At 67.1% G+C, this 19,974-nt stretch carries 21 protein-coding genes; 10 read left to right on the forward strand and 11 right to left on the reverse strand.

What is annotated here, in order from left to right; all coding sequences use genetic code 11:
- Positions 1-3: 3 nt before the first annotated feature.
- From ccoO to IPP91_18200, 6 genes are read left to right on the forward strand one after another with little or no spacing between them, the layout of a single operon-like run.
- On the forward strand, positions 4-618 hold the full coding sequence (ccoO, locus tag IPP91_18175; GenBank protein MBL0143968.1) for a cytochrome-c oxidase, cbb3-type subunit II: 615 nt from the start codon (positions 4-6) through the stop codon (positions 616-618).
- A 4-nt stretch (positions 619-622) separates the two neighbouring features.
- Complete coding sequence (locus IPP91_18180) at positions 623-790, forward strand: cbb3-type cytochrome c oxidase subunit 3 (GenBank protein ID MBL0143969.1); 168 nt, start codon at positions 623-625, stop codon at positions 788-790.
- Positions 787-1,701, forward strand: a complete 915-nt coding sequence (gene ccoP, locus IPP91_18185) for a cytochrome-c oxidase, cbb3-type subunit III (GenBank protein ID MBL0143970.1) — start codon at positions 787-789, stop codon at positions 1,699-1,701. The genes IPP91_18180 and ccoP overlap by 4 nt, the downstream gene beginning before the upstream one ends.
- A gap of 48 nt (positions 1,702-1,749) precedes the next feature.
- A complete protein-coding gene (gene ccoG / locus IPP91_18190) occupies positions 1,750-3,183 on the forward strand; it encodes a cytochrome c oxidase accessory protein CcoG (protein ID MBL0143971.1) in 1,434 nt (477 codons plus the stop codon).
- Positions 3,180-3,695, forward strand: a complete 516-nt coding sequence (locus tag IPP91_18195; GenBank protein ID MBL0143972.1) for a FixH family protein — start codon at positions 3,180-3,182, stop codon at positions 3,693-3,695. Before ccoG ends, IPP91_18195 begins: the two co-directional genes overlap by 4 nt.
- A gap of 38 nt (positions 3,696-3,733) precedes the next feature.
- Positions 3,734-4,036, forward strand: a complete 303-nt coding sequence (locus IPP91_18200; protein ID MBL0143973.1) for a hypothetical protein — start codon at positions 3,734-3,736, stop codon at positions 4,034-4,036.
- 71 nt (positions 4,037-4,107) lie between these two features.
- Here the strand turns inward: IPP91_18200 and IPP91_18205 are convergent, their stop codons facing one another.
- From IPP91_18205 to fnr, 4 genes are all read right to left on the reverse strand, one after another.
- Positions 4,108-6,876 (reverse strand): bifunctional acetate--CoA ligase family protein/GNAT family N-acetyltransferase, encoded by a 2,769-nt coding sequence (locus IPP91_18205; GenBank protein MBL0143974.1) that lies wholly within the window; start codon positions 6,874-6,876, stop codon positions 4,108-4,110.
- Between the two features lie 9 nt (positions 6,877-6,885).
- Positions 6,886-7,293 carry a TraR/DksA family transcriptional regulator gene (locus IPP91_18210; GenBank protein MBL0143975.1) on the reverse strand — a complete coding sequence of 136 codons (408 nt, stop codon included), beginning with the start codon at positions 7,291-7,293 and terminating at the stop codon, positions 6,886-6,888.
- Complete coding sequence (locus IPP91_18215; protein MBL0143976.1) at positions 7,293-7,736, reverse strand: universal stress protein; 444 nt, start codon at positions 7,734-7,736, stop codon at positions 7,293-7,295. The genes IPP91_18210 and IPP91_18215 overlap by 1 nt, the downstream gene beginning before the upstream one ends.
- A 149-nt stretch (positions 7,737-7,885) precedes the next feature.
- Positions 7,886-8,626, reverse strand: a complete 741-nt coding sequence (gene fnr / locus IPP91_18220) for a fumarate/nitrate reduction transcriptional regulator Fnr (GenBank protein MBL0143977.1) — start codon at positions 8,624-8,626, stop codon at positions 7,886-7,888.
- An 88-nt stretch (positions 8,627-8,714) separates the two neighbouring features.
- Here fnr and hemN point away from each other — a divergent pair, with 88 nt between their 5' ends.
- Positions 8,715-10,148, forward strand: coding sequence for an oxygen-independent coproporphyrinogen III oxidase (gene hemN / locus IPP91_18225; protein ID MBL0143978.1), 1,434 nt, complete (start codon positions 8,715-8,717; stop codon positions 10,146-10,148).
- A gap of 45 nt (positions 10,149-10,193) precedes the next feature.
- Here hemN and IPP91_18230 read toward each other — a convergent pair whose 3' ends face one another.
- Both IPP91_18230 and IPP91_18235 read right to left on the reverse strand, forming a co-directional pair.
- A complete protein-coding gene (locus IPP91_18230; protein MBL0143979.1) occupies positions 10,194-10,691 on the reverse strand; it encodes a hypothetical protein in 498 nt (165 codons plus the stop codon).
- A 44-nt stretch (positions 10,692-10,735) separates the two neighbouring features.
- Positions 10,736-11,563 carry a response regulator transcription factor gene (locus IPP91_18235; GenBank protein MBL0143980.1) on the reverse strand — a complete coding sequence of 276 codons (828 nt, stop codon included), beginning with the start codon at positions 11,561-11,563 and terminating at the stop codon, positions 10,736-10,738.
- Between the two features lie 110 nt (positions 11,564-11,673).
- Between IPP91_18235 and IPP91_18240 the strand changes: the two genes are divergently transcribed.
- On the forward strand, positions 11,674-12,306 hold the full coding sequence (locus IPP91_18240) for a Rieske 2Fe-2S domain-containing protein (GenBank protein MBL0143981.1): 633 nt from the start codon (positions 11,674-11,676) through the stop codon (positions 12,304-12,306).
- Between the two features lie 25 nt (positions 12,307-12,331).
- On the opposite strand, the gene sat is transcribed toward IPP91_18240, so the two are convergent.
- Genes sat through IPP91_18255 form a run of 3 tightly spaced genes read right to left on the reverse strand, consistent with a single transcriptional unit; the run spans position 12,332 to position 15,311 of the window.
- Complete coding sequence (gene sat / locus IPP91_18245) at positions 12,332-13,540, reverse strand: sulfate adenylyltransferase (protein MBL0143982.1); 1,209 nt, start codon at positions 13,538-13,540, stop codon at positions 12,332-12,334.
- Positions 13,541-13,591: 51 nt separating this feature from the next.
- Positions 13,592-14,572: a dimethyl sulfoxide reductase anchor subunit gene (locus IPP91_18250; protein ID MBL0143983.1), complete on the reverse strand. Its 981-nt coding sequence runs from the start codon at positions 14,570-14,572 to the stop codon at positions 13,592-13,594.
- Positions 14,573-14,579: 7 nt separating this feature from the next.
- A complete protein-coding gene (locus IPP91_18255) occupies positions 14,580-15,311 on the reverse strand; it encodes a 4Fe-4S dicluster domain-containing protein (protein ID MBL0143984.1) in 732 nt (243 codons plus the stop codon).
- Between the two features lie 261 nt (positions 15,312-15,572).
- Between IPP91_18255 and IPP91_18260 the strand changes: the two genes are divergently transcribed.
- Positions 15,573-16,772: a GAF domain-containing protein gene (locus IPP91_18260; protein MBL0143985.1), complete on the forward strand. Its 1,200-nt coding sequence runs from the start codon at positions 15,573-15,575 to the stop codon at positions 16,770-16,772.
- A gap of 3 nt (positions 16,773-16,775) precedes the next feature.
- Positions 16,776-17,429, forward strand: a complete 654-nt coding sequence (locus IPP91_18265) for a response regulator (protein MBL0143986.1) — start codon at positions 16,776-16,778, stop codon at positions 17,427-17,429.
- Positions 17,430-17,450: 21 nt separating this feature from the next.
- Here IPP91_18265 and cobA read toward each other — a convergent pair whose 3' ends face one another.
- Together cobA and IPP91_18275 are read right to left on the reverse strand one after the other, a co-directional pair.
- The gene (gene cobA / locus IPP91_18270; GenBank protein ID MBL0143987.1) at positions 17,451-18,473 is read right to left on the reverse strand and encodes a uroporphyrinogen-III C-methyltransferase; all 1,023 of its coding nucleotides are present in this window, start codon (positions 18,471-18,473) and stop codon (positions 17,451-17,453) included.
- Positions 18,474-18,557: 84 nt separating this feature from the next.
- Positions 18,558-19,973, reverse strand: coding sequence for a cobyrinate a,c-diamide synthase (locus tag IPP91_18275; GenBank protein MBL0143988.1), 1,416 nt, complete (start codon positions 19,971-19,973; stop codon positions 18,558-18,560).
- Position 19,974 lies beyond the last annotated feature (1 nt).

Genomic DNA, 19,974 nt, shown 5'->3' on the forward strand with positions numbered 1-19,974 from the left:
ACCATGAAAATCACCCATGACATCATTGAACAGAAAACCGGCCTCCTCGCCCTCCTCGTCGTGCTCGTCGTGAGCGTCGGCGGACTGGTCGAAATCGTTCCGCTCTATTTCCAACGCTCGACGACGGAGCCGGTCTCGGGCCTGAAACCCTACAACGCGCTGCGCCTGGCGGGGCGCGACATCTACCAGCGCGAAGGCTGCTACAACTGCCATTCGCAGATGATCAGGCCGTTCCGCGCCGAGGTCGAACGCTACGGCCATTATTCGGTGGCCGGCGAGTTCGTCTACGACCATCCATTCCAGTGGGGCAGCAAGCGCACGGGGCCCGATCTCGCGCGCGTCGGGGGCCGTTACAGCGACGACTGGCACCGCACCCACTTGCGCAATCCGCGCGACGTGGTGCCGGAGTCGAACATGCCCGGCTACCCGTGGCTTTCGAAGACACCGGTGGCGGGCGAGGATCTGCCCGCGCACATGAAGGCGCTGCGCATCGTCGGCGTACCCTACACCGACGCCGAAATCGCCTCGTCGACGAAGGAAGTGGCCGGAAATACCGAGGAGGACGCGCTGATCGCCTACCTCCAGGATCTCGGAACCGTCATCAAGTCGCGGAGATAGGACGATGGACATCAATGCCATTCGCGCCGGAATCACCGTCGCAGCCCTGATCACCTTTCTCGGGATCATCGCGTGGGCCTGGTCCTCGCGCCGCCGCGCCGACTTCGAGGCGGCTGCCCGCCTGCCTCTCGAGGAGGATGACATCGTGCCTTCCGGGGAGAGGCGCAAATGAGCGACTTCGTCGACGGCTTCTGGAGCCTTTACGTTGCCGGCATCACGCTGGTGTCCATCCTGGCCTGCGCGTTGCTGCTCACGATGCAGCACAAGAAGCGCCCCGCTGGCGAGTCCGTAGGCACCACCGGCCACCAGTGGGACGAGGACCTCGCGGAGTACAACAACCCCCTGCCCAAGTGGTGGATGTGGCTTTTCTGGATCACGATCATCTTCGGCCTGGTGTACCTCGCCCTCTATCCGGGCATGGGCACTTTCAAGGGAGTGCTCGGGTGGTCGTCGACAGGCCAGTACAAGGCGGAGCAGGCTAGTGCCGAGGCTACGTACGGCCCGGTGTTCCAGAAGTACGCGGCGATGGAGATCGAGGCGATCGCCAGGGACCCGCATGCAAGGCTCATGGGCGAGCGCATGTTCCTCACCTATTGTTCGCAGTGCCACGGGTCGGACGCACGCGGCGGGGGGCACTTTCCCAACCTCGCCGACAACGACTGGCTGTGGGGCGGCGAGCCACAGGCGATCCTCACGACGATCATGGAGGGGCGCACCGGCATGATGCCGCCCATGGGCGCCGCGGTGGGTGGGCCGGATGGCGTCAAGGAAGTCGCCAATTACGTCCTCTCCCTTTCGGGAGCCGCGCACGACGCCAAGCTCGCCGAAGCCGGCAAGGGGAAGTTCCTGGCCTGCGCCGCCTGTCACGGACCGGAAGCCAAGGGCAACCCCGCCCTCGGCGCGCCCAACCTCACGGACAAGATCTGGCTGCACGGAGGAACCCTGGCCGCGATCTCCGAGCAGATCGAGAAGGGCCGCACGAATGTCATGCCGGCCCACAAGGACTTCCTGGGCCCCGAGCGGTCGCGAATCCTGGCCGCCTATGTGTGGGGCCTGTCCAATGGGTCTGCCGCCGCGAAGTGAGCCCCGCCAGTGTCTGAAGCAACTCCGGGGGCTCAGAGAGCCCCCGTCATCCCCCTGAAGGACGTCACGCCGCGAGCAGGGGCGCAGGACGAGTCCGAAGGCGCACTGTTCGAGGTGCGCAAGAAGATCTACCCGCGGGCCGTGACGGGGTGGTTCGCGAGCCTGCGCTGGGCGGCCGTCTGGCTCACGCAGGTGATCTTCTACGGGCTGCCCTGGATTGCCTGGAACGACCGCCAGGCGGTCCTGTTCGACCTTGCCTCGCGCAAGTTCTACATCTTCGGCTTCGTCTTCTGGCCGCAGGACTTCATCTACCTCACGCTGCTCCTCGTCGCAGCCGCCATATCCCTCTTCCTGTTCACCTCGGTGGCGGGCAGGCTCTGGTGCGGGTTCGCGTGCCCGCAGACCGTCTACACCGAGATATTCCTCTGGATCGAGCGCCTTTTCGAAGGCGACCGGAACGCGCGGACGAAGCTGGACAACGGCCCGCTCACCCCGCGCAAGGTCGGCATCAAGGCCGCGAAGCATGGCACCTGGGCTGCGCTCTCCCTCTGGACCGGGTTCACCTTCGTGGGCTACTTCACGCCCATCAAGGAACTGGGCGGGGAGGTCTTCTCCCTGGCATTCGGCCCGTGGGAGACCTTCTGGGTCTTCTTCTACGGGTTCGCGACCTACGGCAACGCCGGCTGGATGCGCGAGCAGGTGTGCATGTACATGTGCCCCTATGCGCGCTTCCAGGGCGCGATGTTCGACCGGGACACGCTCATCATCGCCTACGATCCCGGGCGGGGAGAGCCGCGCGGATCGAGGAGCAGGAAAGCCGACCCGAAGGGCCTCGGGCTCGGTGACTGCGTCGACTGCGGAATCTGCGTCCAGGTCTGCCCGACCGGCATCGATATCCGCAATGGCCTGCAGTACGAGTGCATCGGATGCGCGGCCTGCATCGATGGATGCGACCAGGTGATGGAGAAGATGGGCTACCCGAAGGGGCTCATCCGCTATTCGACCGAGCACGCGCTGCAGCAGCAGAGCGGGTTGGCTGGCATCCTGAAGCGCATCGTCCGGCCACGCACGCTCGTGTATACGGCCACCCTGGCGACCGTGATCGTGGCGGCCGTCGCCGCGCTCCTCATGCGCGTACCGCTCAAGGTGGACGTGATCCGCGACCGGGGCGCCATTGTGCGCGAGGTCGAGGATGGTGAACTCGAGAACGTGTACCGGCTGCAGGTGACGAACGCCACCGAGTCGACCCTGCGCTACCGGATCGCCGTGGATGGGCTGCCCGGCGTGCGCATCGCCTCGGATTCCGTGATCGAAATGGCCGCCGCTTCCACCCGCGCATTCCCGGTGCGCATTCGCGTTCCCGGCGCGCAGGCTCCGGGGGGCTCGCAGAAGATCCACATCAGCGTCACCGCCGAAGACGGCAGTGGCATCCACGTGCGGGAGAAGGCCGTATTCCTCTCCCCCAGGAAGGACGGACATTGAACGCCGTGACCACTCCCCTCGATCAGCATCCCCCGCGCAAGCCCTGGTACCGCGAACCCTGGCCCTGGCTCCTCATGTCCGGGCCGGCCCTTGTCGTGGTCGCCGGGGTGACGACGGCCGTCGTCGCGTTCCGGGGCGCCGACGGACTCGTCGCCGACGACTATTACAAGCAGGGGCTCACCATCAACCGCCAGATCGCCCGCGACGAGGCGGCGAGCAGCCTCGGCATCACCGGCGAGCTCCGGATGCTGCCCGGAGCCGTCCGGGTAACGCTGCGTTCCTCCGCCGCGCTCCCGGACCGGATAACCATCAAATTCGTGCATCCCGCGCGAGCTTCGGAGGACCGGGTCGTGCACCTGGCGCGCACGGCCGAGGACCTCTGGGAGGCGCCGCTCCCCGACCTGCCCGCCGGCCGATGGCGCGCCATCGTCGAGACGGTGCAATGGCGAGTCGCGGCGCAGATCGACACCAGGACCGCGCAAGCGGCCGAACTTTCGCCGGGCGTCCGCTGAACCCGGGGCCGGGACCGCAGTGAAGGGAGAATGAACGCATGCTTACGCAACGCATCGCCTGGATCCTGTGGCCGGCGTTCCTCGTCGCCTGCGCATCCGAGGTCCTCTTCTTCACGCTCTTCGACCCGTCGGACATGAGCTTCTTCGGCGAGCCGCTCGAGGCGAGCCGCATGGCGATCTATTCGGTCGGGTTCTTCGTCTTCTGGGCGCTGGCGGCGGCGTCGAGCTTCCTCACCTGCTTCCTGCAGTGGTCGCCGTGGGAAGTGAACCGCTGCCCGCTGCCGGCCATGGAGCGGCCGGAGGGATGCCCGAAGCGCGAAGGGCCGGGCTGCTGTCCCTAAGAAAGGGGTTTCATCGGGAAAAGGGACGGTTCAAGGAACCGCCCTTTTTTCCAGGCGATGAAACCTGACCGCTACAGGACCTTGATGACGTCAACGAGGCTCGGGTCGTCGGGGATCTGGAAAGCCTCGAATCCCAGTCGATCCATCAGGTCGAGCATCGAACCGTTCGAGGCGAGCACCAGTCCGCGCAGCCGCTCGATGCCGGCGAAGCGCGCGTGCGTCATGAGCCGCCCCATGAGTTTCGAGGCGAGCCCCTTCCTCTGGACGCGGTCGGCGATGACGATGGCGAACTCGGCGCTGGCCGGATTCGGGTCGCGCACGTAACGCGCCACCCCGATGATCGACTCGCGATCGCCCTCGTGGCGAACCGCGATCAGGGCCATCTCGCGGTCGTAGTCGATCTGCGTGAAGCGCGCCACCATCTCGGGCGTCACGTGGCGCACCAGCGAGAGGAAGCGCAGGTAGCGCGACTCGTCGGACAACTCGGTGATGAACGCGGTCTCCATTTCCGCATCCTCGGGGCGGATCGGCCTGATCGTCACTTCCGTCCCGTCGCGAAGGCGCTCCACCGCTTCCAGCGCCTCCGGATAGGGATGGATCGCCAGGTGCGAATAGCGGCTGTCGAGGTGCCGGCGCTCCGGATCGATGACGACGCGGGCGTCGAGCGCAATCGCCCCGCTCGGGTCGAGGAGCAGCGGGTTGATGTCCATCTCCGCGACCCACGGCAGCGCGCAGACGAGATCCGAAACGCGCAGCAGCACGTCCAGCAGGGCCGCGCGGTTCGCAGCCGGGACGTTTCGGTAGGCTCCCAGCAGCCGCGCGGCGCGCGTCCGGTCGACTAGATCGCCCGCGAGTCTCAAGTTGAGCGGGGGAAGCCCGACGGCGTTGTCGCGCAGCAGTTCGACCGCCACGCCGCCCGAACCGAAGCTGATGGCGGGGCCGAAGGCCGGGTCGGTCATGACCCCGATCATGAGCTCGCGCCCATCGCGCCGGACGACCATGGCCTGCACCAGCACGCCGGCAATCTTCGCCTCGGGACGCATGCGCTTCACGGTCGCGATGATGTCGTCGAACTGCTGCCCCACGTCGTTGGCGTCGCGTATGTCGAGGCGCACGCCGTTCACGTCGGATTTGTGCGAGATGTCGGGCGAAAGGATCTTCATCACCACCGGGTAGCCGATCGTGCCGGCGGCCTGCAAGGCTTCCTCGCGCGTCGCGGCGACCGCAAAGGGCGGCACGGGGACGCCGAAGGCGGCGAGCAGGCTCTTCGCCTCCACCTCGTTCAGGAGCGTGCGGCCCTCGTCCACGGCGACCCGGAAGATCTCCTCGGCCCGCGGAATGTCGTGCTCGATCTGCGTCGATCGCGGCGGCGGCGACTCGAGAAGCAGCTTCTGGTTCTTCACGTGCGTGGCGAGCGCCGCGAAGGCCTGCACCGCGACTTCTCCGGCCCGATAGGCAGGCACGCCGGCCTCTTCGACCCGATGCCGGGTGGCCACCACGCCGCTCTCTCCCAGCCACGCCGTGAGGAAAGGCTTCGAGCATTCCTTCGCCACGGGCAGGAGCCCGTCGGCGACGGATTCGGCGCTGGCGATGCCGGTCGGACAGAACACGGTGAGCACCGCGTCCACGTTCGGATCCTCGGCCACGATCTTCGCCGCGCCTCCGAACCGCTCGCCGTTCGCATCCCCGATCACGTCCACGGGATTGCCGTGCGACCAGTGCTTCGGCAGTATCGCGTTCAACTTCTCGAGCGTGTCCGGCGCGAGCTTCGCGAGCTGGACGTTTTCGGAACTGCATGCGTCCGCGGCAAGCACGCCCGGGCCGCCGCCGTTGGTGACCACGGCGAGCCGGTCGCCGTAGGGCTTGCGTCGCGATGACAGCGCGCGTGCAGCCGCGAAGAGGTCCTGGGCGCTGTGGACGCGGACCACGCCGCAACGCGTGAGCACCGCGTCGAAGACCGCGTCGTTGCCGACCAGCGCCCCGGTGTGCGAACGTGCCGCCTGGGAGCCGGAGGCATAGCGTCCCACCTTGAGCACGATCACCGGTTTCGCGCGGGCGATGGCGCGAAGGCTGCTGATGAAGGTGCGCCCGTTGTGGACACCCTCCACGTAGAGCAGGACGCTTTCCGTCTTGGGATCGAAAAGCAGGTAATCGAGCACGTCCCCGAAGTCCACGTCAACGGCGGCGCCGAGCGAAACGACGCTCGAGAGCCCGACCTTGGTGCTCGCCGCCCAGTCCACGAGTGCGGTACAGATCGCGCCGGACTGCGAGACGAGCGCAATGCTGCCCGGTTCGCATGCGGTGCGCGCGAACGAGGCGTTCAATCCGATGGAAGGCCGGAGCATTCCGACGCAGTTGGGGCCGAGGATGCGCACGTCCGCTGCCTGCGCCACCGCAAGGACCTGCGCTTCCAGTGCCTTTCCGGCCTCGCCCGTCTCGCCGAAGCCGGCGGACAACACGATAGCGGCCGGAATACCGGCGCGGCCGGCCTGCGCGATGATCTCCGGAATGGCCACGGCCGGCGCCGTCACGATCGCGAGATCCACCGCCTCAGGCAGGGCCTCGAGGGTCGGATGGCAGGCAACGCCGTCGAGCTGCGTGTGCCGCGGGTTCACGAGATGGATCGGCCCGCGAAATCCTCCCTGGCGAAGGTTGGCGAGAACCACCTGTCCGAGGGAGCCCGGGCGCGCGCTCGCGCCGACAAGAGCGACCGACGCGGGCGACAGCAGGGGATGGAGCGGGTGGATCAGCTTCGAGATGCCGGCCGCCGAGGGCACGGCCCCCGCATCAGGAATCCGGAAGCGATTGGCGGCCAGGCGATTCCTCAACTTGATGCTCATGATTGCGGCTCATCCGGTGAAATGGGTCGGCCCGCCTCGTTTCTCTGCCAGTTCCTGGCACCGCACGCATCGCGAGGCGGCGGGCTGGGCCTCCAGACGCGCAAATCCGATGGCACTGCCGCAATCCTCGCAAAGGCCGTACTCGCCCTTTTCCAGGCGACGCTCGGCAGCCACGATGGCCAGGAGCGCCGCGCGAACCTGCCCGGCCCCGGCCACGTCGCGCTCGAACTCGGCCTCGGCCAAGGCACCATCGCCCGTCAGGCCGAGGTCGCGAAACAGCTCCGCATCCTCCCCGCTGAGTTCACCGCTCGCGCGCCGCACACCCGCCAGCGCGTCGCGCTTCAGGCGCTCCAACTCGCCGCGAAGCCACACGAGTTGGCTCGCATCCAGGCGCTTCATGCCGGGAGGGGCGCTCATCACCTCACCACGAGCACCGGCACGTTCGTGCGCGCGAGGACCTTCTGGGTTTCGCTGCCGAGCAGAAGCGCCTCGAACCCCTTGCGGCCATGGGATGCCATCACGATGAGGTCCGCCTTGACCTTCTTCGCGGCCCCCAGGATCTCGTCGGCGGGAGAATCACCGAAAAGCTGAAGCGATTCGGCCTCGATGCCTTCCTTCAGGGCGATGGCGCTGTCCTTGGCGAACACCTTGTCGGCAGCGGCCTTGCAGTCGCGCTTGTAGTCCTTTTCCGACGGCCAATCGATCATCACCCCGTCAGGGTAGTAGGGCGTGCGGTAATCGGGCGTCACGTGGACGAGAGTAAGCAGCGCACCGGACCCTTTTGCCAGCACCGCAGCCGTCTTCACGGCATGGGCGGAGCGCTTCGAACCGTCGGTAGCGCATAGGATGCGTCGGAACATGGCGGGTCTCCTCTCGTGGAATTGGGGTTCGTGAGTCCATGCTACCCCCGGGCCTCTGCCCTTGCTTGACGGGGATCATGAAAAAGAACGCTCGAGGGACGGCCCACGAGTGGCCTGAGAGTCTGTCCCCGAGGCGTCCATCTCCTGTATCAGGGAGCGCTTTGCGCCTGGGCCATGACCCGCTTGAGGCCCCCGATGTCCAGGATGCGCACGTGCTTCTGGTGAACCTCCACCAGTCTGTCCTCCTGGAAGCGCGAAAAGAGGCGGCTCACCGTCTCCAGCTTCATGCCGAGGTAGCTGCCGATCTCGTCGCGCGTCATGCGCAGGACGAACTCCGAGGCGGAAAAGCCCCGCGCCGTGAGCCGCTGAGAGAGGTTCACGAGGAAAGCCGCGAGGCGTTCCTCCGCGCGCATCGACCCGAGCAGCATCATCACGCCCTGGTCGCGGACGATTTCCCGCGAGAGCACCTTGTGGAAATGGCGCTGCAGCGGCTCGAAATTGCGCGACAGGTCCTCGACCCGGGCAAAAGGCATCACGCACACCTCGCTGTCCTCGAGCGCGGTGAGCGTGCAGGTGTGGCGGTCGCCGCCGATACCGTCCATCCCGAGGAGCTCGCCCGCCATGTAGAAGCCGGTGACCTGCTCGCGGCCGTCGCCGCTGGTGAGCGTGCTCTTGAAGAAGCCGAAGCGAACCGCGTACAGCGCCGAAAACGGTTCGCCGCCGTAGAACAGGCTGTCGCCCCGGCGAATCTTGCGCCGCGTGGACACCAGGCTGTCGAGCGTCTGCAATTCGTCGGCGGTCAGTCCCACCGGCAGGCAAAGCTCGCGCAGGCTGCATTGCGAGCACGCCGTGCGCAGGCGCGTGAGCGTGGCGGGGGATATCTCGGTCATAGGGCACCATTGTAGAGGGTGCCAAAGCGCCCGGCGAGGGTTGATCCATGTCAAGGCAAGTGCATGCCGTTGACGCAAGATGCGATCCATGCTCACGGACGCGACCCCCGAATTTTCCGCACGCGCCCCTCGCCCCGAATCGCTGCCCGCCCAGATCGACCTGGATCTCGTGCAGCGCTTCGACAAGCTGGGTCCGCGCTACACCAGCTACCCCACGGCGGACCGCTTCGTGGAAGCGTTCGACGCGCGCTCCTTCGAGCAGGCGATGCGCACGCGCCTCATCGGGGCCGTGAGCCAGCCACTCTCGCTCTATGTCCACCTGCCGTTCTGCAACACGATCTGCTTCTATTGCGGCTGCAACAAGGTGGTCACGCGCGACAAGTCCCGGGCTGCCCGGTACATCCACTACCTCGGCCTCGAGATCGCGATGCAGGCCGCGCTCGCCGGCGACGACCGGCGCGTGCGCCAGATGCACTGGGGCGGGGGCACGCCCACTTTCCTTTCCGACCACGAACTGCGCGTGGTATGGGAGCTTCTGCGCTCGAACTTCGAGTTCACGCCCGACGGCGAATATGCGATCGAGATCGACCCGCGATCCTGCTCGCCGGATGCCATCCGGCTCCTGGCCGAACTCGGGTTCAACCGCGCGAGCTTCGGCGTCCAGGATTTCGACCCGGCGGTGCAGCGCGCGGTGAACCGCATCCAGCCCTATGAAATGACACGCGACGTGATCGAGGCGTCCCGCGCCTGCGGCTTCAAATCGCTCAACATCGACCTGATCTACGGCCTGCCCAAGCAGAGCGTGTCGAGCTTCGCCGATACCGTCGAGCGCGTGCTTGAGCTCAGGCCCGACCGCATCGCGCTGTACAGCTACGCCCACCTGCCCCAGAGATTCAAGCCGCAGCGGCGCATCCTCGACGTGGACCTGCCCAGCGCCGCCGAGAAGCTCTCCATCATGGCGCGCGCGATCGACCTGTTCAACCGCGCGGGATACATCTACATCGGGATGGACCACTTCGCCCTGCCAGACGACGAACTTGCCCGCGCGCAACGCAGCGGCACGCTCACGCGCAACTTCCAGGGCTACACGGTCGGCCCCGACGGAGACATGCTCTCGTTCGGCGTTTCCGCCATCGCCAAGGTCGGACCCACCTACTGCCAGAACGCCCGCGACCTGCCGGCCTACTACGATTCGCTGGACCAGGGGCGGCTGCCCATCATCCGCGGCATCGAGCTTTCAGCCGACGACCTGCTGCGCCGCGCGATCATCGTGGCGCTCATGTGCCAGTTCTGCGTCTCGACGCAGTCGATCGAGGCCTCGCACCTGATCGACTTCGAGACCTACTTCGCCGGCGAGCTCGAGGCGCTGAAGGAGTTCGAGGAACTCGGCCTCATCGTGCGCGAGCCGGGCTGGATCACGGTCACGCCCAAGGGCCGCTTCTTCGTGCGCGCCATCGGCGCAGTCTTCGACCGGTACCTTCGCGCCGACAAGGACCGCGTCGCCTACTCCCGCATCATCTGAAGGATCCGGGGCCGGGCGCATTCCGCGTGGCGCTGGCGCCCTGACCTACCTGAAGCCCCCGTCACCCCGTTCACGGCGGGCATAGACAGTGCCGGCCACGATCCCGCGCTCATCGATCATCACGGAGAAATCGACCGTGTATCCCCAGTCGTCCTGGATCACGTAGTCCCACGCATCCTGGCGGAGATTGGGAAACGCGACGATCCGCCAGGGCGGGCCGATCAGGCGCCCGAGCTGCTCTTTGGTCGTGGAGCCACTCTGGATGCGCCGCAAGGAGTCGTTCGTCAGCGCCTGTTCCACGCGGCGCAGGCTCCCGTCGGGCGCGAGAAAGACCATGTAGGTCTGGCCGCCTTCCGGTCCTTGCGGAAACACGAGTTGGCGCGAGCCGTCCGGATCCGAGTACGACCGCGCGGGCTCTCCCAGCGCGCGACGAGCATCGGCCTCCGTGGACTTGCCTGGCTCGAGACGGTTGATGCCCACAGCCGTGCACCCGGCGAGTAACGCGGCGGCGGCAAGAATGGCAAACCTGGCTTCAGTCAACATGGGCTGTCTCCCTAACAGGTCCCCGCGGCGCGGGACGCGGGTGATCAAAGCGAATAGTCCCAGTCCTGGCCGATGGGGCCGTCCTTCAGGCCGAGCACCGCCTTGACCGCCCTCATCATATGATGGATGTCGAAGGGTTTCGTGATATAGCCATCGGCTCCACCCAGTATTCCCTTGAGCACCGCCTCGCGGTTCGCCTCGCCGGTGAGCATGATGATCGGCAGGCTCCTGAGTGCCGGATGCTCGCGCATCCTGTGGAGGACGTCGAAGCCGTCGGCGTCCGGCAGATGGATATCGAGCAGCACCGCATCCGGCCTGGGAACGCGGCGCAATTCAGCGATGATTTCGGCGCGATTGCCTGCGGTTCGCGATTCGAATCCCTCGAGCTTGAGATACATCTGCAAGAGGCTGCAGATGTCCGGGTCGTCGTCGATGACGAGCACCATCGGCTTGCTCCCCTTGACCCGCTCGCGCTTGACCTTCGGGCGGCGGACCACGTTGACGCAGTAGCCGTTCTGGCGGAGGAACTCCATGTTGGCGGCGGCCTCGGCTTCCGCCTCGTGGCCAGGCACGACCGCGTGGGACTGCGTCCTTGCCGAGGTGAAGAAATCGCCAGGCTCCAGGACATCGGAGTCGGAAGGGGGAAGTGTCCTCACGAAACCCGCTTCCAGGAGCTCCTGCAGGCTCGTCCGCAAGGCCTGCTGCGGCGCCTCCGGCGCGCGCTTGAGCACCTGGGCGACGCTTGCATGGCCATCGATGAGAACGAGCGCCTCCAGCTGCAGCGGCGTGAGCGTCGTTCCCGCCTCGTGCAGCTCGTTCTCCCCGCTCCCGGTCAGGACGAGGATTTCATTGTCATCAAGCGGTTCCAGCATTGACGCGAACCTCCGCCAGGAACGGCGCTCACGCTTCGTTCGATAGCCATTATGATGCCAGCAACGGGCCTCATCCGGGGCCCGCACGAATTCGAGCACTGCCCGCCACCATGAGCGACGCCCTCAACTACCTCGTCAAGGTCCGCCCCGACGCGATCGGCCCCTACCTCGCCTTCCTGAAGGAGGCCGGCCGCCATCTCGACCCCAAGACCCGCAACCTCATCTCGGTCATCACAAAGGTCCACTCGCAGACGCAAAACGGCTTCCGGCAATACCTCGGACGGGCCTTGCGCGAGGGGGCCACGCCCGACGAGATCCTCGATGCCTTCCTGATGGCTTTCCCCGCGCTCGGGCTGGCGAAGATCATTTGGGCGATCGACATCATTCTGGAGATGAAGATCCCCGGCTTCGATCCGGCCCGGATGGGGGCCGGGACGGCGCCGGAATGGCACGACGTCGTGGCCCTGGCGGACCTGCCCGCGGATGGCGTTCGCCGGCTCGAGGTGGGTGACCGGGGGCTGTTCGTCCTGCGAACGCCCGCCGGGATCCGCGTCTACGACAGCCTCTGCCCGCACCAGGCCACCAACATCCCGGAGCTCGCGATCCAGGGCCGCACCCTCACCTGTCCCAAGCACGAGTGGGCCTTCGATCTCGCCACCGGGGACTGCATCGCCAAGGGAACGAGCCCGCTCAACCGGCTGGAGCACCGGGTTACCGGTGATCTCCTCGAGGTTCGCTGGTGAAGGGTGCTCTTCCTGTCGAGTGCGCCTAGCGGGCCGAATGGCCCGTGAGTTTCACTTCAACCTTTTCCGTGAGCCCCGCGTAGTACTCGCGCAGAATTTCCAGCACCTCGGGGCGGCTGAACTCGGCGGGCACGTCGGCGCCCTCCGAAAGCCACTTGCGCAGCTTCGTTCCCGAGACCAGCAACCGGTCGCCGTCGCCATGCGGGCAGGTTCGCGCCGAAGCCATCCCCCCGCACGCGTAGCACCAGAAGGTCCAGTCGATCTTCAGCGGCTGCGTCTCGAGAGACCCGTGCGGAACCTCGTCGAAGATGTGGTGCGCATCGAAGGGCCCGTAGTAGCTTCCCACGCCCGCGTGATCGCGCCCGACGATCTGGTGGGAGCAGCCGTAGTTCTGCCGGAAGAGCGCGTGCAGCAGCGCTTCCCGCGGGCCGGCATAGCGCATGTCGAGCGGATAGCCGGCCTGCACCACCGTCTTGCCCTGGAAGTATTTTTCCGTGAGCACCGCGATCGCGCGCGTGCGCACGTCGGCAGGGATGTCGCCGGGCTTGAGATTGCCCAGCAGCGAATGGATGAGCACCCCGTCGCACACCTCGATCGCGACCTTGGCGAGGTACTCGTGCGAGCGGTGCATGGGGTTGCGGGTCTGGAACGCGGCCACCTTCGACCAGCCCAGCCGCTCGAACTCCGCGCGCGTTTGCGCCGGCGTCATGAAGAGCGCGCCGTACTTCGCCTTGAAGCCGCCGTCGGAGAGCACACGCACCGGGCCGGCGAGGTTCACCTCGCCCTGCGCCATCACCATCTGCACGCCGGGGTGCTCCGTATCCGTGGTCCGGAACACGCTCGCGCATTCGTGCGCCTTGTCGATCCCGTATTTCTCGGTGACGCGCATCGTTGCGAGCACGTCGCCGTCGTCCGGATCGAGCAGCGCCACTTCGCCCCCCACCGCGATCGCCGCGGCTTCGGCCTTCGAGGCCGAAAGGGTGATGGGAATCGGCCAGAAAAGGCCCGCCGTCGTGCGCATGCCGTCGCAGACCCCCTGCCAGTCGGCATGCGTCATGAACCCGTCGAGCGGCGTGAAGCCGCCGATGCCGAGCATGATGAGATCGCCCTTCTCGCGCGAGCTCACGACGAGCCGGGGAAGATCTCTCGCACGCGCCAACTCTGCCGCGAGCGCCTCGCCGGCAAGGATGAGCGGTCGCAGTTCCCCGCCGCCATGCGGTCTCACAAGGGCCATGGTTTCTCCTCGAATCGTGATCGGGTCAGCATTCTCGTTCTGGGCCGTGGCCTAAGCCACCGCCTGGTAGTAGAGGTTCTGCGGGTGGTTGGCCTCGGCGAAGAAGAACCACCGCTCGGCCATGAGGCCGGCCATCTGCGCGACGAGAGCCGCGGCCAGTGCCATGACCGAGCCGGAGCCCAGGTATATCGCGAACAGGACTGCCGGGATCGCGAAGGCGAAGAGCGGGAAAAGCCACCTCACCGAGCGTACCAGCGATTGCCCCTGCCCGTGGAAGAACTCCCTCGTGTTGAAGGACCCGGCCGTGAATCCCTGCGAGATCTGGCGGATCGCCGGGTGGCGAACGCCGATGGCGGTCTGCAGGGTGCTCACCGGGCGAAGCCGGGCGTTTCGCCACAGGGAAGCCCCGCGCGACACGGCGCCAAGCGCGGTGAACACGAGAGCCCACCCGGCAAAGTACGGCGCTTCGTGCGGAGAAAGCCGGGCCGAAAGCACCGCCGCCAGCGTGAAGCCCGATGCGATGCCCAGAAGGATGTAGTTGGCGACAGTGAGCGGGCTATGCCACTCGCGAAGGAACTTCAGGCACGCGTAGATCATCGCGGTGCAGATGAAGAGCGCGAAGGCGAGTACGGATCCGCCCGCCCCCACGGCGATGCTGGCATCGATCTCGGCCCCGCCGGACAGGCGCAGAAGGACGGGGTTGAAGCCCGTCAGGTGAATTGCGCCGTACAGGAAGACCGCGCCCATGAACGCGGGCAGCACGATTACCTCCCGAGACAGCCACGACGTGCGCCACTTGGCGGCCGAGCGCCACGCGCGCTCCGGGCGTCCGAGGTGGAAGAACGACGCAACCAGGCCCGCGACCAGGACACCGAGCGCGACGGCGGCCGCGGGCCCGTAGAGGTCCTTGGCTCCCTGGGGGGAAAGCACGCCCAGCAGCGCATGGGTCTGGTGCGTGAAGATCGCGAGGAAGAGTCCCTGCCCTGCGCCGAGCAGGGTGGTGAGCAGGATCACCGAGAGGGCCGGGCGCATGGCGGCGTTACCAGGTGACCGCGTCGTCGAGCGTCGGCTCGCTCTTGGCGGGGCGGGGCTGCTGGCGATCGACCTTGAGGGGGTTGTCCGCCCGCTCGAGCTCGTCGGCATGGATATGCACGTGGGTTCTGCGCCGCGGCAGGTAATGGTTGGCCGGATGCGTGCCCCACTCCGGCATCAGGGGATAGCCCCCCTCCTCCCGAATGGCGCGCGAAACCTCGCTGTGCGGGTCGTGGATGTCGCCGAAGAGCCGCGCCGAGGTCGGGCAGGCCATGACGCAGGCGGGCTTGCGATCCTGCGGGGCAAGCGAAGTGTCGTAGATCCGGTCCACGCAGAGCGTGCATTTCTTCATCACGCGGTTCTTGTCGTCGAGCTCGCGCGCGCCATACGGGCAGGCCCACGAGCAGTACTTGCATCCGATGCACTTGTCGTAGTCCACGAGGACGATGCCATCCTCGGCCCGCTTGTACGAAGCGCCCGTCGGGCAGACCGGGACACAGGGGGGGTCCTCGCAATGCAGGCAGGACTTCGGGAAGTGAATGGTCTCCGTGTCCGGATAGCAGCCCACCTCGTAGGTCTGGACGCGATTGAAGAACGTTCCCGCATAGTCGGCCCCGTAGGCCTTCGTGTCCGGAAGGGGGCCGGCCGATCCCGAGGTGTTCCACTCCTTGCAGCTGGTGACACACGCATGGCAACCCACGCAAACGTTCAGGTCGATGACCAGCGCGAGCTGTGTCATGACATCCGGCTCGCGCGCGCAGCCATGGGAAATGGACCTTCCGGGAAAACCCTTTGAGTGGACCGTCTATTACGGCAGCTTGGCGTTCGCGCTGTCTATTCCCGAAAGGGGGAGGTTCCCCTACCCACTTGGGGGAGTTGCGGGCGCAGGGGCCGGACCGTAGGGGGGGGATTTCTCGTAGAATTGGTGTTCTACCCAGTGACGGGACCCTGATGGCCGGGACCCTGCGGCAATTCCCCTTCGGAGGAGGACAAAAACGTCGTGCCCCGCAAGCTGACCCTCTTCCCCCTGGAATCGGGCGCCTCGTCGAGGCCCCCGGTCCCGGACCCGTGTCCGAAGGCCGCCCAGGTCGGGGACCTCGTGTCGAGCGACGCCCTGCACGCCCTCCTCGAGCGCGGCCTGAAGGCGATCGTCGCGCTCACGGGCGCGCGCGGAGGGGTAATCCGTCTGGTCCCTCCGGCGAGCGGTTCCATGCAACTCGTCTGCTCGGTCGGGCTGCCGTCCGAAATTCTCGCGAACGAGCTGCTCGTCGATTCCGGCTGCGGTATGTGCGGCGCCGCCCTGAGGACGAACGACGTGCAGGTTCAGGACGGGCCCGTTGCCTGCGCGCGGCGCATGGGCGTGTTTGCCGCCGGGGCGAAAACCGGCCCGATGCTCGCCGTGCCGCTGCATTGCCGGGACCGGACCATCGGGGTCTTCAACCTGTTCTTCGGGGACTCGGCGCGCCTGCCCGCGGATGTGATGGGACTGCTCGGTCCGGTGTCCGAGATGCTCGACCTGGTCCTGGACAATGCGCTGCTGGAACAGGAGCGACTGCAAACTTCCCTGTCCTCCGAGCGCCAGATGTTCGCGAGCGAGATCCACGACTCGCTGGCGCAGGGGCTCGCCTTCATGCGCATGCGCATGGCCCTGCTGAACGATGCCATCCGCGCCGGCAATGCCCCGCAGTCGCTCAAGTACTTCCGCGACATCCAGGATTCGCTCGGCGAGGCGCACGCTGGGCTTCGCGAGCTCATCACCCATTTCCGCCAGCCCATCGACGGCCAGGGGCTCGTGCATGCGCTCGAGAACACCGCGCTCACGTTCCACGACCGTACCGGCGTCGCCCTTCGCATCGAGAACCGCGCCCGCAACCTGAGGCTGCCCGCCGAGCAGGAGGCGCAGGTGTACCAGATCGTGCGCGAGGCGCTCGCCAACGTGATCAAGCACGCGGGCGCCAGCAATGCGCGAGTGGTTCTCGATCGCACCGCCAAGTCCTTTCGCGTGAGCGTCGAGGACGACGGTTCCGGCACCCGCATCCTGCGCCGCCGGCCGGGTTCCGCACCCGACGAGCACTACGGGCTCGAGATCATGCGCGAACGCGCCCGGCGCATCGGCGGCCGGCTGCGTATCGTGAGCGCGCCAGGCAAGGGCACGCAGGTGTGCCTTTCCATCCCCCGGGAATCGGGCACAACGGACTGACCCATGACCGAAAACGCGATTCGCGTCGTACTGATCGATGACCACGGCCTGTGCCGCCGCGGGCTGGCCGAACTCCTGGAGCATCGGGCGGGAATCCGCGTGGTGGGCGCGACGGGCGAGCCCGATGCCGCGCTCCGGTTGCTCCACGAGCTCAAGCCGGACCTCATGATCATGGACCTGCGCATGCCGGCCATGCACGGGTTCGCGCTCCTCAAGCGCATCCGCGACGAAGGCCTCGAGACTCCCGCGGTGATCCTCACCATGTGCGATTCCCACGAGGATCTGGCCAACGCCCTGCGCGCCGGCGTTCGCGGCTACCTGCTGAAGGACATGGACCCGGACGATGTCGTCGATTCCATCCGCCGCGCGCTTCGCGGCGAACTCGTGGTAGCCCCGGCGATGGCCACCAAGCTCACCCACCTGCTGGGCGCGCCGTCCGGCAAGGAGACCGGGCGTTCGCTCACCGAGCGCGAACTCGAGATCCTTGGCTACATCGCGCAGGGCATGAGCAACAAGGGCATTGCCAAGGCGCTCGACATCAGTCACGACACCGTGAAGCTCCACGTCCGCCACATCCTGTCGAAGCTCAACCTGACATCGCGCGTGGAAGCTGCCGTCTACGCGGTCGGCCGCAAGTACTCCGGTTCGACCCACTGAGAGCGCCGCCCGTTCCCGGGCTCAACCCCGCTTCGGGGCGTTGTCGGCGGCACGGTTCGTGTCGAACCATTCCAGCCGCTCGCGCAATCGAACCACTTCGCCCACGATGATGAGCGTCGGCGGCTTCAGTCCCGCCTCGTGTGCGCGCTCGGCCAGGGTGGCGAGATCGGCGCTTACCACGCGCTGCGAGCTCGTCGTGGCCTGCTGGATCATGGCGGCCGGCGTCAGCGGCGGCAGGCCGTGGGCGATCAGCTCGCGGCACAGCTCGCCGAGGTTCTGGAACCCCATGTAGATGACCACGGTCTGGCGCGGGCGCACGATGGCCGCCCAGTCCACGTTCAGGGCGCCGTCCTGCGTGTTTCCGGTCACGAACACGCACGACTGCGCGTAATCTCGGTGCGTGAGGGGGATGCCGGCGTAGGCTGCTGCACCGAGCGCCGCGGTGATGCCCGGAACGACCTCGAAGCGCACGCCGCTCGCGCCCAGGGTTTCGATCTCCTCGCCGCCGCGGCCGAAGACGAACGGGTCGCCGGCCTTCAGGCGCAGGACGCGCCGTCCCTCGCGCGCCAGCTTCACGAGCAGCTCGTTGATCGCCTCCTGGCGCATGGCATGGTCGCTGCGGCGCTTGCCGACGTAGATGCGCTCCGCCGATGCCGGTACCAGGGCGAGGATCTCCTCGGAGACCAGGTTGTCGTAAAGGACCACCTGGGCCTCGCGGATGAGCCGCAGGGCCTTGACCGTCAGCAGGTCGGGGTCGCCGGGACCCGTGCCGACCAGGAAGACCTCGCCCGGCGCACTCAATCGCCGTCCGCCTCGCCCGGATGCGCGAAGATGAAGCGCAAATCGCCCGGCTCCACCTCGACAAAATCGACCTGCACGCCCTCGACGAGCTCGCTGCTTTGCGGGGCGATGACGATCACGATGCCCTCGACCTCCACGGTGACGTCCCCGGGGCGCGACTGGTCGAAGCCCATGCCGAATTCGATCGAGCCGTCCCCGGCCAGCTTCGCCGCGATGCGAAGCACGGGCGCCTCGGGGCCCGATTCGGTTGCCGCCATGCGGATTTTTTCCGCGGCCACCTGCGTGATCGAGATCATGTCACCGGCCTTCCTGGAGATTTCGGTCCCGTCACAGGACCGCGGCGCGAAGCGTCGCCGCAAGCCCTTCCCGGGCTGTTCTTGCCCTGCGCACATGCGCGAGGAACCGCTGCACCCAGTCGTTCCCGCCCACGCTGCGCTGGTGCGCGTAGGTGGCGAGCACGTTGCGGTGAACGATGCCGTCGCGGCCCTCGCTGGCGCCTTCGCCTCGCTCCACGCGATAGGCGAATCGCAAGTCGGGATCCACGTTGTCGAGGCGGGAGTAGTGGAATTCGTGGGCGCGGATCTGCGTGCCCTCGCCCGACCCCCACGGGTGGTCGCCGGTCTCGGCCAGCCGCATGTAGCCCTTGCCCACGGGCTTTGCCTGCATGACGACATCCGCCGGGATCGCGCCGACCATTTCCCATGTGTGCCCGCGCCATGACAGCGAGCGCGAGAGGTACATGAGACCCCCGCACTCCGCATTGACCGGAAGCCCGCCCTCGATGGCGCGACGAAGGCTCTCGCGAAAGCTCCTGTTGGCCGAAAGCGCTGCTGCGCTCGCCTCCGGGAATCCTCCGCCGATGAAGAGACCGTCAACGTCAGGCAGAGTCGCGTCCTCTATCGTATCCACGGGCACGAGTGTGGCGCCCGCCTGCCGGAAGGCATCGATGTCGTCGGGGTAGTAGAAGCCGAAGGCCCGGTCCCGTGCGATTCCGACGCGAAGCCCAGCCCCCGGACGTGTCGCCAGCGCGATTGCCGGCGGTGCAGCGGGTGCGGCCGGGATCGCGGTGTTCGCCATGGCGAGGATCGAATCCAGGTCGACGTGCTCCCCGACCGCCTCTCGCATCGCATCGACTCGCGCCTGCGCATCACCGATCTCGGCGGCGGGCACCAGGCCGAGGTGGCGCTCGAGAACGCCGAGCCGAGAATCGTCGCCGATCGCCCCGATGACGGGAATGCCGGTGTAGCGTTCGATGGCCGCGCGTAGTTTTCCTTCGTGCCGCGTGCCGCCCACGCGATTGAGGATGACGCCCGCGATGCGCACGGCCGGATCGAACGAGGCAAGCCCGTGCAGCAGCGCCGCCGACCCGCGCGACATGCCGCGCGCATCGAGCACGAGAACGACGGGCAGCCCGAGCAGCCGCGCCAACGCCGCATTGCTGTCGGCCCCCTCGAGGTCCATCCCGTCATGCAAGCCGAGATTGCCTTCGACCAGCGCGAGGTCGCAATCCGCCGTGTGCCGCGCCCAGTACGCCGCGATCTCGTCGTTGCCTTGCAGGTGCATGTCGAGATTGCGGCAGGCACGCCCTGCCGCCGCGCCGAGCCATTGCGGGTCGATGTAGTCCGGGCCCTTCTTGAACGGCTGGATGGCGAGCCCGCGTGCGGCAAGCCCCGCGATGAGCCCGGTGGCGATCGTCGTCTTGCCCGACGAGCGCCAGGCGGCGGATATCAGGAGCCCGCTCATG

This window comes from Betaproteobacteria bacterium (assembly GCA_016720855.1).
Taxonomy (GTDB): Bacteria; Pseudomonadota; Gammaproteobacteria; order Burkholderiales; family Usitatibacteraceae; genus FEB-7.

Bases quoted from the DNA above. Each gene is read 5' to 3' on its own strand.
- IPP91_18235 (MBL0143980.1), bottom strand. From the start codon at position 11,563: ATGCTGGAACCGCTTGATGACAATGAAATCCTCGTCCTGACCGGGAGC.
- IPP91_18180 (MBL0143969.1), top strand. From the start codon at position 623: ATGGACATCAATGCCATTCGCGCCGGAATCACCGTCGCAGCCCTGATC.
- IPP91_18230 (MBL0143979.1), bottom strand. From the start codon at position 10,691: ATGTTGACTGAAGCCAGGTTTGCCATTCTTGCCGCCGCCGCGTTACTC.
- hemN (MBL0143978.1), top strand. From the start codon at position 8,715: ATGCTCACGGACGCGACCCCCGAATTTTCCGCACGCGCCCCTCGCCCC.
- IPP91_18275 (MBL0143988.1), bottom strand. From the start codon at position 19,973: ATGAGCGGGCTCCTGATATCCGCCGCCTGGCGCTCGTCGGGCAAGACG.
- fnr (MBL0143977.1), bottom strand. From the start codon at position 8,626: ATGACCGAGATATCCCCCGCCACGCTCACGCGCCTGCGCACGGCGTGC.
- ccoO (MBL0143968.1), top strand. From the start codon at position 4: ATGAAAATCACCCATGACATCATTGAACAGAAAACCGGCCTCCTCGCC.
- IPP91_18215 (MBL0143976.1), bottom strand. From the start codon at position 7,736: ATGTTCCGACGCATCCTATGCGCTACCGACGGTTCGAAGCGCTCCGCC.
- IPP91_18255 (MBL0143984.1), bottom strand. From the start codon at position 15,311: ATGACACAGCTCGCGCTGGTCATCGACCTGAACGTTTGCGTGGGTTGC.
- IPP91_18250 (MBL0143983.1), bottom strand. From the start codon at position 14,572: ATGCGCCCGGCCCTCTCGGTGATCCTGCTCACCACCCTGCTCGGCGCA.
- IPP91_18265 (MBL0143986.1), top strand. From the start codon at position 16,776: ATGACCGAAAACGCGATTCGCGTCGTACTGATCGATGACCACGGCCTG.
- ccoP (MBL0143970.1), top strand. From the start codon at position 787: ATGAGCGACTTCGTCGACGGCTTCTGGAGCCTTTACGTTGCCGGCATC.
- IPP91_18205 (MBL0143974.1), bottom strand. From the start codon at position 6,876: ATGAGCATCAAGTTGAGGAATCGCCTGGCCGCCAATCGCTTCCGGATT.
- IPP91_18240 (MBL0143981.1), top strand. From the start codon at position 11,674: ATGAGCGACGCCCTCAACTACCTCGTCAAGGTCCGCCCCGACGCGATC.
- sat (MBL0143982.1), bottom strand. From the start codon at position 13,540: ATGGCCCTTGTGAGACCGCATGGCGGCGGGGAACTGCGACCGCTCATC.
- IPP91_18210 (MBL0143975.1), bottom strand. From the start codon at position 7,293: ATGAGCGCCCCTCCCGGCATGAAGCGCCTGGATGCGAGCCAACTCGTG.
- IPP91_18200 (MBL0143973.1), top strand. From the start codon at position 3,734: ATGCTTACGCAACGCATCGCCTGGATCCTGTGGCCGGCGTTCCTCGTC.